Here is a 12,921-nt window from a genome sequence, read left to right as displayed (position 1 = left end):
CCTATTCGATGACGACGAGGGCTTGGCCGTATTCGACGGGATGTCCGTCATCGACGAGGATCTCGGTCACCTTGCCTGACTTCGGCGAGGGGATCTGGTTCATCGTCTTCATCGCTTCGATGATGATCAATGTCTGGCCTTCCTTGACGGTTGCGCCGACTTCGATGAAGGGACGCGCGCCCGGAGCCGGCGCCATGTAAACGGTACCCACCATCGGTGCATTGACGACATTGGCCGGGTTGCGGCTGGGAGCTGCGGTAGGCGCGGCAGCAGCTGCCGCAGCGGTGGCTGCGGGCGCGGCAAAGGCCGGTGCTGCGATCGGCGCCTGGACATATTGCGGCGTGCCGGCACGCGAAACGCGGATGCGCAGGTCGTCTTGCTCGACCTCGATCTCGGTCAGATCCGTTTCGTTGAGAATATTAGCGAGATCGCGGATCAGTGCCTGGTCGATACCCGATTTCTTTTCAGCCATGGTGTTGCCCTGTCTTCTTCTTATGCCGTGATGTTCTTCAGCGCGTGGAGCGCCAGGATGTAGCTGTGAGGCCCGAAGCCGCAGATCACGCCTTTGCATGCCGGCGCGATCATCGACTTATGGCGGAATTCTTCCCGTGCATGCACGTTGGATATGTGGAGCTCGACGACGGGAATGGAAATAGCGCGGATCGCATCATGCAGCGCGACCGATGTATGCGTATAGGCGCCCGCGTTGATGGCAACGCCGGCGGCCTTGTCGTCGGCCTCATGGAACCAGTCGACGAGCGTGCCTTCGTGGTTGCTCTGCCGGAAATCGATATCAAATCCGAGTTCGCGGCCTGCAGCCTTGCAGTCCGCCTCGATGTCCTTGAGCGTCTTGCCGCCATAAATGCCGGGCTCTCGTTTACCCAGCATGTTCAGGTTGGGCCCGTTCAGGACAAAAATCGTTTGCGTCATCGAATGTTCCGTAAAATGTACGACGGCAACCTATAGACTCCGCGAAGGCTGAATGAAAGCCCTTACGGATTGGCAGCGGCAATCGTGCCACATTTGTCCACATGGTTGAAACGCTTCGATTTTGGCGATTTGATGGGCTATCGTTCGGCGGTTGGTTTGCTCAGCAGGCGGTCTTGCCGCAGCTGCGCATGTTCTTGACCTTGGCTTCGAGATCGTCGAGCCCGACGGCGCCGGGCACCAGTTCGTTGCCGATCACATAGGACGGCGTGCCGCTGATGCCGAGACTGGAGGCGAGCTGATAGGTCGCCTGAACGATTCCGTCATTCGGGCTCTTTGCCATCTCGGCGCGGATCTTGTCCTCGCTGACGCCGAGCGAGGCAGCGACCGCGACCGCTGTTTCGTCAGAGGCACGGCCCTCGGTGCCGAGAAGGGCGACGTGGAAATCGGCATATTTCTCCGGTGCGAGCTTGCGGAAGGCGTCGGCCACCTTGTGGGCGGCGACCGAATCCGGCCCGAGGATCGGGAATTCCTTGAGGACGAAACGGACGTTCTTGTCCTTCTTCAGCATCGCCTGCATGTCGGGAAGCGCATGGCGGCAGTAGCTGCAATTATAATCGAAGAATTCGACGACAGTGACATCGCCCTTGGGATTGCCGAGCGTGACGTCGTTCTTCGATTCGAAGATGTCGGTGCTGTTCTCTTCGATCGCCATATTGGCTTTCACCGACCGCTGGGCCTCCTGCTTCTTCTGCAGCGCATCCTGGACTTCGAGCATGATCTCGGGGTTCTCGATCAGGTATTGCTTGATGAATTCGCCGAACTCCTTCTTCTGCTGATCGTCGAGCGCTGCCGCCGGAAGCGGAAGGGCGATCGATGCGGCAAGCGCCAGTGCGGTGAAGGTCTTCGGGAAGAATGCCATGATATCCTCGTCATCGGCGATATGGTCGTCTCTTCATCGAGAAGACCGTCGCCGGGTTAATGGACTTGAATGCGTCGCGTCAAGGTACGGTGCGTTCGGTTCTGCTCAAACCAGAATTTTTCATCCCCGCGCGGCCCTCGCGGGATTGTGATGAGCCGATTAATGCGGCAATTGTCGGGCCGTGATTGCAGAAGCTGAGCGAGAAACGATCTTGTTTTCCATATCGAAACGCAGCGAAGTCGAGCCTTTTCACGCCATGGACGTCCTAGCGGAGGCAACGAAGCGGCGTGCGGCCGGCCATCCGGTGATCTCGATGGCGGTTGGCCAGCCTTCGCATCCGGCACCTGAGGCGGCCCTCGAAGCGGCGCGGGCAGCCCTTGCCGACGGCCGGATCGGTTATACCGATGCGCTGGGGACGGCGCGGCTGAAATCGGCGCTCGCCTGGCACTACAAGGATCGTCATGGCCTGGAGATCGATCCCACGCGCATCGCCATCACCACCGGTTCCTCGGCCGGCTTCAATCTAGCCTTCCTGTCGCTCTTCGATGCCGGTGATGCGGTGGCGATCGCAAGACCCGGTTATCCCGCCTATCGCAATATCCTCGGTGCGCTGGGCCTGAAGGTTCTCGAAGTGCCTGTAACGGCCGAGACCCACTTCACCCTGACGCCGCAAAGCCTCGAAGCGGCGCAGAAGGAAAGCGGCATCACGCTGAAAGGCGTGCTGCTCGCAAGCCCCGCCAACCCGACGGGTACGGTGACCGGCCGCGAGGGACTGAAGGCGCTTTCGGATTACTGCGCGGCCCATTCCATCGTCTTCATCTCCGATGAAATCTACCACGGGCTGACCTTCGCAGGTGAGGAGGCGAGCGCGCTTGAACTGACCGACGAGGCGATCGTCATCAACTCCTTCTCCAAATATTATTGCATGACCGGCTGGCGAATCGGCTGGATGGTACTGCCGGAACGCCTGGTGCGGCCGATCGAGCGGGTGGCGCAGAGCCTCTACATCTCCCCGCCCGAGCTTTCCCAGATCGCCGCCACGGCTGCTCTCAGCGCCGGCGCCGAGCTCGATCGTTACAAGGCCAGTTACGGCGCCAACCGAGATTTGCTGATGCGGCGACTGCCGCAGATCGGGTTTTCCATCGCCTCGCCGATGGACGGCGCCTTCTACGCCTATCTCGACGTCACCCGCTTCACCAATGACAGCATGGGCTTTGCCAAACGCATGCTCGCGGAAATCGACGTCGCCGCCACGCCCGGTCTCGATTTCGATCCGCTGGAGGGAAATCGAAGCTTGCGTCTCTCCTATGCGGGCTCGCAAGCGGAGATCGCCGAGGCGGTGGAGCGAATCGCAGCCTGGCTGAAGTAGCGTCCGCTGCCGGGCACGCGGCGGTGCGCTCGCCAATCCTCAGCTGCGCCGCGAAAACAGCGAAGCAAGCGTCGAAGACGGTTTGTTGTTCAGCCGCGGCACCACCACGAGCTGCTTGATGTCGCCACGTTTATAGGCGGCGAGGAAGCGCTTGTAATCCTTGAAGGAGACGCAGCCGTTCGAATCGCCGTTCTTGCCGAGCATGTAGGTGTGGGCGAGCAGGCCGACACGGTCATAGATGGCGTCCGAACCCTCGACAGGTGTCAGCCGCAGCGCCTCGACGCCGTGGAAAAGGCTCTCCCGCATGGTAAGAACATAGGTGTGCGGCGGCGTCGGTCCGCGCATCTTCTTGTTGGCGAAACGCGGCTTGTCGCGCATCTTGCCGAGCCCGGAATGGGCCTCGAGCCGTTCGCCATTCGGCAGATAGACGGTGCTGTTCTCGATATCGTAGATCGCCACGCCTGCGCGCAGCTTCGGCGAGAAGACCGGCTTGTCGTAGCGCGGCACGGCATCGTCCTCGTCATCCTCGATCGGCGAGTTCGGCTGGGCGTAGGCAAGCACAGGCTCGGCAGAGCGCTCAGAACCCTTGGAGGTCGGTGTCGGTTTGCCAATCAATCCGTCAGGACGCGCCATCGGCAGCGGCACCGAATCTTCGTCCGGCGCCAGCACGAGATCGAAGGGTGGCGCGTCTTCCGCGGCGGCGACAACCACAGGAGCTGGTTCAGATGCGGGAATGGAGGCCGTTTTGACGGGAGGTGCAGCTGGCTCGACCGGAGCCGGCGCGATTTGCCGGGATCCGGCATCGGCAAGAGCAAGCAGGGTCGGGAGTTCGGCCGCAGCGACCGCCTCTTTCGAGGGAACGATGATCCGGTCGCCGTCGTCTTCTTCCGTCTCTGCCGAGGCGAGCTCGACCGCCGCCGCCGCGATCACGTCGTCCTTGCGGAATTTGGCGCTGTCGGAGATCGCTGCCACGACCGGCTGCTCGGCAGCCATGGCGAGCCGATTGTTTTTGGCGAGAACCGCCAGTGCTGTTGCAGCAGCGGCGGTCTTTTCGGCATGGGATTGAATGAGGCTCGCCGTCAGCGGGACCTTCGGCTTTGCATCGAAGGCGGTCAGCCGGTCGGCCTTGCCGACATGGATCAGCCTCTCATGGCGCGGTGAAGGCGCAACCTTTGGCGCAGTGCCGAGCTGTGCCAGGCGATCCGGGGGAGAATAGGGAGCGGCTATCGAGTGCATCGTCGCGAAGGTCGCGATCAGCCAGGTGGAGGTCAAAAATCCGGCGCCGACAACACCGTAAAGGAAACCGCGAGATCTGCGCCAACGGAAAGCAGATCCGCCAAGAGGGGTGACGTCATCGAACGTCCCGACCGCACACGCCATACTACACTCGTCTTTCAAACTCGCTACGCAGGCCGGCGGCACTGACTGACTAAACTTCGCCGGGGGCCGGTACAGGCGCAAATGGGCCGAATTTAGACCACCCGCGACGTCCGACTGTCTCGCAAGGATGACGAATTATGGTTTCTAATTTGTTTACGCGGCGTCGCTCTTTCTTTCGACGTCTCAAAAACAGATGCGTTGGGCCTCAGGCGCGCTCCATCACATAACTCCCCGGCGCTTCCTCGATCGCGTTCAACGCATCGCCGCCGGGTTTGCGCGCCGGGACGCGTCTACCGTCATGCGCCTCGATCCAGGCCTGCCAATGCGGCCACCATGATCCCGGCGTCTCGGTCGCTTGCTCGAGCCAGGTCTCGTACTCTCCCTTGGCGGGGCCACCGGTCCAATATTGATACTTCTTCTTGTCGGGCGGGTTGACGACGCCGGCGATGTGTCCCGAGCCGGTGACGACGAATTCCACCTTGCCGCCGAAGAACTGGCTGCCGAGGAAGACGGACTTGGCAGGTGCGATGTGATCCTCGCGGGTGGCGAGATTGTAAATCGGGATCTTCACGTCCTTCAGCGACACCGGCTTGCCGTCGAGGATCATCTCGTTCTGCGTCAGCGCATTCTTGAGATAGCAGTTGCGCAGATAGAAGGCATGATTTGCCGCCGCCATGCGGGTCGAATCGGCGTTCCAGAACAACAGGTCGAAGGGCAGGGGATCCTGGCCCTTGAGGTAGTTGTTGACGAAATAAGGCCAGATCAGCTCGGAGGCGCGCAGCATGTTGAAGGCCATCGACATCTTCGTGCCGTCGAGATAGCCGGCCGCCTGCATATGCTCTTCGAGTGCTTCAAGCTGCTCCTCGTCGACGAAGACCTTGAGGTCGCCGGCATGGGTGAAGTCGACCTGGGTGGTGAAGAGTGTCGCGGTCTTGATGCGCTTGTTCTTCTCCTTGGCATGCAACGCCAGCGTTGCTGCCAGCAGCGTGCCGCCGACGCAGTAGCCGACGGCGTTGACGTCCTTCTCGCCGGTCGCCTTCTCGATCGTCGCCAGCGCGAAATCGATACCCTCGCGGGCATAGGCCGCCCAGTCCTTGTCGGCGTGGCGCGCATCCGGGTTGACCCAGGAGATGACGAAGACGGTCTGCCCCTGGTCGACGCACCATTTGATGAAGGATTTCTGCGGGTTGAGGTCGAGTATATAGAACTTGTTGATCCAGGGCGGGCAGATCAAAAGCGGCCGCTTCAGCACGGTTTCGGTCGATGACTCGTACTGGATGATCTGGCAGATATCGTTCTGGGCGATCACTTTGCCCGGCGTCAGCGCCATGTCGCGGCCGACGGCGAATTTCGTCATGTCGGTCTGGCGAAGGCGAAGGTCGCCATGTCCGGCAGCGATATCCTCGGCCAGCATCTTCATCCCGCGCACCAGATTGGCGCCGCTGCTCGCAATCGTCTCGCGGTAGAGCTGCGGATTGGTAGCGATGAAGTTGGTCGGCGAAAGCGCTGCCGTGATCTGCTTCACGTAGAAGCCGGCCTTGTGCTTGGTGTGCTCGTCGAGGCCCTCGGTCTCCGACACCATCTTTTCCACCCAGTCGGTCGTGACGAAATAGACCTGGCGGAGAAAATCGAAGAACGGATTCTTCTGCCAGTCCTCGTCCGAAAAGCGCTTGTCCTTGCGGGTGTCCGGCTCGGGTGGCGTGGGATCGCCCTGCATGCGCTGCATCGAGCGCATCCAGATGCCGAAGAACGAGGACATCAGCTGCGTCTGTGCCTCGAAGGTGCGGCGCGGATCGGAAATCCAGTATTCGGTGACCTTGGAAAGCGTCTTGACCATGTCGGTCATCGGATCGGCGGCGCTTTCGGTGATCTCGCCGCGTTCGCGCGGCGCAAGCCAGGCAGACGCTGCTTGTCCGAGATTTTCGAGCGCCCGGGCGAAATTCATCGCCATGGCCTCAGGATCCTTCAACAGATAGGGATCGAGATCGGTCGCGTCGAAGCCGGCCTTGCCGCCATTCTCCTGCTTGCTGTCGGTCACCATTTCCTCCGGCGGCAGCACCACTCTTTTTATCCATTCGTTGTACATCGCGATCGAACGAGAAAACAAGTTCCACCCGCATCGGCTCATGCTATTGCTTTGTGGCTGCGACAAATTTAACAGTCGAAGCAGTCAAAATTGGATTTTGAGGCATGACGAAGAACGGCATTCGGCGCATCGCAACCTTCAACCGCACCGCACTGATCTGCGCCGCGGCGGCGATGGCCCTTGCCGGATGCAATCTGACGGCGGAACAAAAAGCCGCAGCCGCCGCCAAGCGAGCGGCGCCGACCGCCGTCGTCATGCCGGCCACCAAGGGCGAGGCGGCCGAGGGCGGCCTTACAAAATACCCTGACGGCTATCCGAATTTCGGCGCTCCGTTAACGGCCGCCAATGTCCAGATGAGCGACGAACAGGCGGCCGAACTGCAGCATCAGCTGACGGCACTTGCCGCCCGGCGCAAGGCAGGCGCGCTTTCGGAAGCCGAATATCAGGCCAAGGTCGCCGAAATGCGGCGTCTCGCCGCCGAGCACGGCACCGATACGCTGTCTGAAATCTCCAAATAGACCTTGCCTTTCAGGCAATTTGGACGCAAAGCCTTCGGCAAGGATCGGAAGATACAATTTTCCCGATAAAGCGCGTTACGCGGCCTTTCCGTCAAAGATTCGCCGCGTCGCTTGGGTCTGATGAATACGGCGTTGCGATTCTGAAGTTCGTGTCGCAGCCGCCGGGAGACGGAACGAACTTCGACTGCGGCCCGAAATGCCGCCTTTCCATGGGGAATGAGATGGAAGAGTTTCACAAAGTCCGGCGTTTGCCGCCTTATGTTTTCGAACAGGTTAACCGTTTGAAGGCAAGCGCGCGAGCGGGCGGCGCCGATATCATCGATCTCGGCATGGGAAACCCCGACCTTCCCACTCCCCAGTCGATCGTCGACAAGCTGTGCGAGGTCGTGCAGGATCCGCGCACGCACCGCTATTCCTCTTCCAAGGGCATTCCGGGCCTGCGCCGCGCCCAGGCCGCCTATTATGCCCGCCGTTTCGGCGTCAAGCTCAACCCAGATACCCAGGTGGTCGCCACCTTGGGCTCCAAGGAAGGCTTCGCCAACATGGCGCAGGCAATCACCGCGCCCGGCGACGTGATCCTCTGCCCGAACCCCACCTATCCGATCCACGCCTTCGGCTTCCTGATGGCGGGCGGCGTGATCCGTTCCATGTCGGTGGAGCCGGATGCGAGCTTCTTCGAGCCGCTTGAACGCGCCGTCCGGCATTCGATCCCGAAGCCCTTGGCGCTGATCCTCAACTATCCCTCGAACCCGACGGCCTTTGTCGCGACGCTCGACTTCTACAAGGACGTCATCGCCTTTGCCAAAAAGCACGACATCATCGTGCTTTCCGACCTCGCCTATTCGGAAATCTACTTCGACGGCGCCCCGCCACCGTCGGTTCTCGAAGTGCCGGGCGCGATGGACGTGACCGTCGAGTTCACCTCGATGTCGAAAACCTTCTCCATGCCCGGCTGGCGAATGGGCTTTGCCGTCGGCAACGAGCGGCTGATCGCGGCGCTCACCCGCGTCAAGTCCTATCTCGACTACGGCGCCTTCACGCCGATCCAGGTGGCGGCGACGCATGCGCTGAACGGCGATGGTTCCGACATTGCGGAAGTCCGCAACGTCTATAAACGTCGTCGCGACGTCATGGTCGAAAGCTTCGGCAAGGCCGGGTTCGACGTGCCGCCGCCGGCTGCGACGATGTTCGCCTGGGCGAAGATCCCGGAAAAGTTCCGTCACCTCGGTTCGCTGGAATTCTCCAAGCTGCTGGTCGAGAAGGCCGACGTCGCCGTTGCCCCGGGCATCGGCTTCGGCGAAATGGGCGACGACTACGTCCGTCTGGCCCTTGTCGAGAACGAACACCGCATCCGCCAGGCTGCGCGCAACATCAAGAAGTTCATGTCGACGGCAGACGAGACGATGCACAACGTCATCTCGCTGAACGCACACCGCTAATCCAACTCTCCGGCAGCCGCGTCAAGCGGCTGCCGCCACACAGATATTCAGGATCGATCCATGGCAGATGCCCTCAAAATCGGCATTGCGGGCTTGGGCACCGTTGGCGCCTCGCTTGTCCGCATCATCCAGCAGAAGAGCAACGAGCTTGCCGTTACCTGCGGTCGTCCGATCACCATTACGGCCGTCTCGGCACGTGACAAGGCGAGGGACCGCGGCATCGATCTTTCCACTGTTGCCTGGTTCGACCGGCCGGAAGAGCTTGCCGAAAAGGGCGATATCGACGTCTTCGTCGAGCTGATGGGCGGCGCCGAAGGGGTTGCCAACGTCTCGGTCCGCGCCGCACTCCAGCGTGGTCTCCATGTGGTGACAGCCAACAAGGCGCTGCTTGCCTATCACGGCGTCGAACTTGCGACGATCGCCGAGGAAAAGGGGTCGCTGCTGAACTTCGAGGCGGCGGTTGCCGGCGGTATCCCGGTCATCAAGGCGCTTCGTGAATCGCTGACGGGCAATTCCGTCTCGCGCATCTATGGCATCATGAACGGCACCTGCAATTACATCCTGACCAAGATGGAGAAGGAGGGGCTTTCCTTTGCCGAATGCCTCAAGGAAGCGCAGCGGCTGGGTTATGCCGAGGCCGATCCGGCCTTCGATATCGAGGGCAACGATACCGCCCATAAGCTTTCCATCCTGACGACGCTCGCCTTCGGCAATCAGATCGCGGCCGACGACATCTATCTCGAAGGCATCACCAACATCTCGATCGAGGATATCCACGCCGCCGCCGAGCTCGGTTATCGCATCAAGCTCTTAGGCGTTGCCCAGCGCACCGATACAGGCATCGAGCAGCGTGTGCACCCGACCATGGTGCCGGTCGATTCGGTCATTGCCCAGGTCGACGGCGTCACCAATGCGGTGGCAATCGAATCCGACGTGCTCGGCGAACTGCTGATGGTCGGCCCTGGCGCCGGCGGCAACGCCACGGCATCGTCGGTGCTTGGCGATATCGCCGATATCGCCAAGAGCCAGCCGGGCGCCCAGCGCGTACCGGTGCTGGGTCATCCCGCAACGACGCTGGAGCCCTACCGCAAGGCGCGGATGCAGAGCCATGAGGGCGGCTATTTCATCCGCCTGACCGTGCTCGACCGTACCGGCGTCTTTGCCAGCGTCGCAACCCGCATGGCCGAAAACAACATTTCGCTGGAATCGATCGTCCAGCGCTCCAAGCAGCACCTGGCGCCATCGCACCACCAGACGATCATTCTCGTCACCCACGCAACGACGGAAGAGTCGGTGCGCAGGGCAGTCGCCTCGATCAAGTCGGAAGGTTACCTCTTCGGCGAGCCGCAGGTGATTCGCATCGAGCGGCCGAAAGAGGAAGGCTGAGCCTTTTCTCGTCCCGGAGGACCGTTGCGCCGCCCTGTCCCTGCAGGGCGGTTTTTTTGTTATCTATTCAACCTTTCGTTACGGAAGTCTATATTAACAGATACCGAAATATTGATATAACTAAACCTAAGATGGTGAGTCGTCTGGGTGGAGAATTTCATGAGCAAGGACAGCCACGCCGGGAAGGGGTATGGCTACCCTAGCGACGTGCCGCCGAACCATCCTGATTTGCCTGAGGAAATCCTCAAGCCGGCCTACCGTGAAATTCCTCAAGAGATCGCTGATGAGGCTGATGACGAGGAAAACACGGAAGGCCGCAACTGGGCCATTCTGCTGACGCTGTTTTCGTTCCTGCTGGTGCAGTTCGCCGGCATCGCCATGATCATCTGGGCGGTGTTTTGGTAAAAACGGTGTCTGCAAATCCATCGCTATGTTATCTCCGCTGCTCCTGTAGAAAGAGCAGATGAAGTCAGCGGAGTGTGGCATGGCAGATCTCGTCGATCCCGTACAGCGCGCGTTTCTCGGCGTGGAGAAATCCGCGCTCGACAATCGCTGGGTCGCGCGGCTCGACCAGGCCGGGCAGAACCGCGCGCTGGCCATGTCGCAGATCCACGGACTGCCGGATCTGATCGCCCGGGTGCTTGCCGGGCGCGGCGTGACGGTGGACGAGGCGATCGAATTCCTCGATCCGACGATCCGCAGCCTGATGCCCGATCCTCATAAGCTGACCGATTGCGAAAAGGCCGCGACCCGCCTCTTGCGCGCGATCGAGCGCGGCGAGAGCGTCGCGATCTTCGGCGACTACGACGTCGACGGCGCAGCCTCCTCGGCGCTAATGTTTCGTTTTCTCAGCCATTTCGGCGTCAGGGCGAACATCTATATCCCCGACCGCGTCTTCGAAGGTTACGGCCCCAATCCGGCGGCGATCAACCAGTTGATCGACTATGGCGCTCAGCTGATCGTGACCGTCGATTGCGGCTCCACCAGTCATGAGGCGCTGGCCGCCGCTGCGGCGCGCAATATCGATGTCGTCGTCATCGATCACCACCAGGTGACACATGAGCTGCCGCCCTGCCATGCGCTGGTCAACCCGAACCGCGAGGACGATCTGTCGGGGCAGGGGCACCTTTGCGCCGCCGGCGTCGTCTTCATGGTGCTGGTCGCGACGCTCCGGCTGCTGCGCGCGGCCGGCAACAAGCGCATCCTGGCGCTCGATCTGCTGCAATGGCTGGATATCGTCGCACTTGCGACGGTCTGCGATGTCGTGCCGCTGAAGGGCCTCAATCGCGCCTATGTGGTGAAGGGGCTGGTCGCTGCCCGCCACCAGAGCAATGCCGGGCTGGCAGCACTGTTCCGCAAGGCGGGGCTCGCCGGCCCGGTGACACCCTATCATTTCGGCTTCCTGATCGGCCCGCGCATCAATGCCGGCGGGCGGATCGGCGACGCGGCACTCGGAAGCCGCCTGCTGACGCTTGATGACGCCGGAGAGGCTGATGTGATCGCGCAGCGTCTCGACGAGCTCAATCGCGAACGTCAGGCGATGGAGGCGATCATGCTGCAGGAGGCGGAAGCCGAGGCGCTTGCCGAATATGGCGACGGCGAGGGCGCCTCCGTCATCGTTACCGCCCATGAAAAATGGCATCCCGGCATCGTCGGGCTGATCGCGGCGCGGCTGAAGGAAAAATTCAAACGGCCGGCTTTCGCTATCGCCTTCGATCCCTCCGGCCGCGGCACTGGTTCGGGCCGCTCGATCAACGGCTTCGACATGGGCAGGATGGTCCGGGCCGCAGTCGACGAGGGTCTGCTCGTCAAAGGCGGCGGCCACGCCATGGCCGCGGGTCTGACGGTCGAGCGCGCCGATCTCGGCAAGCTGAGGACATTCTTCACGGAGAAGGCAGCAAGAACGGTGGCAGGCCTCGTCGCCAACGAGACGCTGAAAATCGACGGTGCGATCGGCGCAAGCGGCGCCACCCTCGAACTCATCGACCGCCTGGAGGCCGCAGGCCCCTATGGCTCCGGTCACGCGCAGCCGCTCTTTGCCGTGCCGGCGCATCGTCTGCGCGACGCCCGCCTGGTCGGCGAGAAACATGTGAAGGTGACGCTGGAGGCAATGGACGGATCGCGGCTCGACGGCATCGCCTTCCGCGCCGCCGATACGCCGCTAGGCAATCTTCTCATCAATTCACGCGGCGCCAGCCTGCATGTCGCGGGTTCGCTCGGTGCCGACCATTACCAGGGCGCACGCCGCATCCAGCTGCGCGTCTGCGATGCTGCGCCGGCGAAATAGAGCAGTCGCGTAAGAGCGCTGACGATGGGAAGTGTCAAGGGAGAGAAAGTGGTACGCCCTAGGGGAGTCGAACCCCTCTTCCCAGAATGAAAATCTGGTGTCCTAACCGATAGACGAAGGGCGCTTCCTTCGTGGTGGCGCCCTTATAGTCAGCACCTTCGAAGGCCGCAAGCGCCAAGACACGAAAAAATCATCGTTTTCGCCGATTTTTTTGCTCCTGTGGAAAATCGAGGCGCAGGCTACGGCGGAGCGGAGAAAAATCAAGCCGGCAGCTAGGATGGGCAACGTCGCGCGACTCCGAAGGGTTCTCCTTGAGGGCACACATAGGGCCCGGCCAACGTCGATCGAAACGGAAGACAATGGCCTATCACCAGGAGTGGTACGCCCTAGGGGAGTCGAACCCCTCTTTACAGAATGAGAATCTGTCGTCCTAACCGATAGACGAAGGGCGCAGGCAGCATCGTTAAAATAGGAGCGCGCGCCTGCTTCTGCAAGCGGAAGTGTTGGCTTCTATATGGAGAGAAAGTGGTACGCCCTAGGGGAGTCGAACCCCTCTTCCCAGAATGAAAATCTGGTGTCCTAACCGATAGACGAAGGGCGCTTCCTT

At 61.3% G+C, this 12,921-nt stretch carries 11 protein-coding genes and 3 tRNA genes; 6 read left to right on the top strand and 8 right to left on the bottom strand.

Translation table 11 applies throughout. The features are described from left to right. Position 1: 1 nt before the first annotated feature. From accB to G9X64_RS05320, 3 genes are all read right to left on the bottom strand, one after another. Positions 2-472 (bottom strand): acetyl-CoA carboxylase biotin carboxyl carrier protein, encoded by a 471-nt coding sequence (gene accB, locus G9X64_RS05330; RefSeq protein ID WP_171376081.1) that lies wholly within the window; start codon positions 470-472, stop codon positions 2-4. Between the two features lie 20 nt (positions 473-492). Then, positions 493-930, bottom strand: a complete 438-nt coding sequence (gene aroQ / locus G9X64_RS05325; RefSeq protein ID WP_168316810.1) for a type II 3-dehydroquinate dehydratase — start codon at positions 928-930, stop codon at positions 493-495. Positions 931-1,090: 160 nt separating this feature from the next. Further along, complete coding sequence (locus tag G9X64_RS05320) at positions 1,091-1,849, bottom strand: DsbA family protein (protein ID WP_011651696.1); 759 nt, start codon at positions 1,847-1,849, stop codon at positions 1,091-1,093. 211 nt (positions 1,850-2,060) lie between these two features. Here G9X64_RS05320 and G9X64_RS05315 point away from each other — a divergent pair, with 211 nt between their 5' ends. Continuing rightward, on the top strand, positions 2,061-3,218 hold the full coding sequence (locus G9X64_RS05315) for a pyridoxal phosphate-dependent aminotransferase (protein ID WP_168316811.1): 1,158 nt from the start codon (positions 2,061-2,063) through the stop codon (positions 3,216-3,218). 39 nt (positions 3,219-3,257) lie between these two features. Here the strand turns inward: G9X64_RS05315 and G9X64_RS05310 are convergent, their stop codons facing one another. Both G9X64_RS05310 and G9X64_RS05305 read right to left on the bottom strand, forming a co-directional pair. Then, positions 3,258-4,598, bottom strand: a complete 1,341-nt coding sequence (locus G9X64_RS05310; RefSeq protein ID WP_171376080.1) for a DUF2778 domain-containing protein — start codon at positions 4,596-4,598, stop codon at positions 3,258-3,260. A gap of 205 nt (positions 4,599-4,803) precedes the next feature. Beyond that, positions 4,804-6,639, bottom strand: coding sequence for a PHA/PHB synthase family protein (locus G9X64_RS05305; RefSeq protein ID WP_246270911.1), 1,836 nt, complete (start codon positions 6,637-6,639; stop codon positions 4,804-4,806). A gap of 149 nt (positions 6,640-6,788) precedes the next feature. Between G9X64_RS05305 and G9X64_RS05300 the strand changes: the two genes are divergently transcribed. From G9X64_RS05300 to recJ, 5 genes are all read left to right on the top strand, one after another. Continuing rightward, a complete protein-coding gene (locus G9X64_RS05300; protein WP_171376079.1) occupies positions 6,789-7,202 on the top strand; it encodes a hypothetical protein in 414 nt (137 codons plus the stop codon). Positions 7,203-7,423: 221 nt separating this feature from the next. Next, on the top strand, positions 7,424-8,641 hold the full coding sequence (locus tag G9X64_RS05295; protein WP_018445590.1) for an LL-diaminopimelate aminotransferase: 1,218 nt from the start codon (positions 7,424-7,426) through the stop codon (positions 8,639-8,641). A gap of 60 nt (positions 8,642-8,701) precedes the next feature. After that, the gene (locus G9X64_RS05290; RefSeq protein WP_168316814.1) at positions 8,702-10,027 is read left to right on the top strand and encodes a homoserine dehydrogenase; all 1,326 of its coding nucleotides are present in this window, start codon (positions 8,702-8,704) and stop codon (positions 10,025-10,027) included. Positions 10,028-10,186: 159 nt separating this feature from the next. Beyond that, the gene (locus tag G9X64_RS05285) at positions 10,187-10,432 is read left to right on the top strand and encodes a hypothetical protein (protein WP_168316815.1); all 246 of its coding nucleotides are present in this window, start codon (positions 10,187-10,189) and stop codon (positions 10,430-10,432) included. A 79-nt stretch (positions 10,433-10,511) separates the two neighbouring features. Then, positions 10,512-12,314: a single-stranded-DNA-specific exonuclease RecJ gene (recJ, locus tag G9X64_RS05280; RefSeq protein ID WP_168308779.1), complete on the top strand. Its 1,803-nt coding sequence runs from the start codon at positions 10,512-10,514 to the stop codon at positions 12,312-12,314. Positions 12,315-12,363: 49 nt separating this feature from the next. Here the strand turns inward: recJ and G9X64_RS05275 are convergent. The 3 genes from G9X64_RS05275 to G9X64_RS05265 all read right to left on the bottom strand — a co-directional run bounded on the left by G9X64_RS05275 (position 12,364) and on the right by G9X64_RS05265 (position 12,915). Then, positions 12,364-12,438, bottom strand: a tRNA-Glu gene (locus G9X64_RS05275). Positions 12,439-12,691: 253 nt separating this feature from the next. Next, positions 12,692-12,766 (bottom strand) — tRNA-Glu (locus tag G9X64_RS05270). Between the two features lie 74 nt (positions 12,767-12,840). Next, positions 12,841-12,915: transfer RNA gene (locus G9X64_RS05265), tRNA-Glu, on the bottom strand. Between the last annotated feature and the right edge of the window lie 6 nt (positions 12,916-12,921).

This window comes from Rhizobium sophorae, from assembly GCF_013087515.1.
In the GTDB taxonomy this organism is placed as follows: Bacteria; Pseudomonadota; Alphaproteobacteria; order Rhizobiales; family Rhizobiaceae; genus Rhizobium; species Rhizobium sophorae.
Note: the sequence above shows the minus strand (reverse complement) of the source record. Positions and strands in the feature narration are given on the sequence as shown.

What these genes read in the sequence shown, in the direction of transcription:
- recJ (WP_168308779.1), top strand. Translation starts at nt 10,512, where the DNA reads ATGGCAGATCTCGTCGATCCCGTACAGCGCGCGTTTCTCGGCGTGGAG.
- G9X64_RS05300 (WP_171376079.1), top strand. Translation starts at nt 6,789, where the DNA reads ATGACGAAGAACGGCATTCGGCGCATCGCAACCTTCAACCGCACCGCA.
- G9X64_RS05285 (WP_168316815.1), top strand. Translation starts at nt 10,187, where the DNA reads ATGAGCAAGGACAGCCACGCCGGGAAGGGGTATGGCTACCCTAGCGAC.
- aroQ (WP_168316810.1), bottom strand. Translation starts at nt 930, where the DNA reads ATGACGCAAACGATTTTTGTCCTGAACGGGCCCAACCTGAACATGCTG.
- accB (WP_171376081.1), bottom strand. Translation starts at nt 472, where the DNA reads ATGGCTGAAAAGAAATCGGGTATCGACCAGGCACTGATCCGCGATCTC.
- G9X64_RS05320 (WP_011651696.1), bottom strand. Translation starts at nt 1,849, where the DNA reads ATGGCATTCTTCCCGAAGACCTTCACCGCACTGGCGCTTGCCGCATCG.
- G9X64_RS05305 (WP_246270911.1), bottom strand. Translation starts at nt 6,639, where the DNA reads ATGGTGACCGACAGCAAGCAGGAGAATGGCGGCAAGGCCGGCTTCGAC.
- G9X64_RS05310 (WP_171376080.1), bottom strand. Translation starts at nt 4,598, where the DNA reads ATGGCGTGTGCGGTCGGGACGTTCGATGACGTCACCCCTCTTGGCGGA.
- G9X64_RS05290 (WP_168316814.1), top strand. Translation starts at nt 8,702, where the DNA reads ATGGCAGATGCCCTCAAAATCGGCATTGCGGGCTTGGGCACCGTTGGC.
- G9X64_RS05295 (WP_018445590.1), top strand. Translation starts at nt 7,424, where the DNA reads ATGGAAGAGTTTCACAAAGTCCGGCGTTTGCCGCCTTATGTTTTCGAA.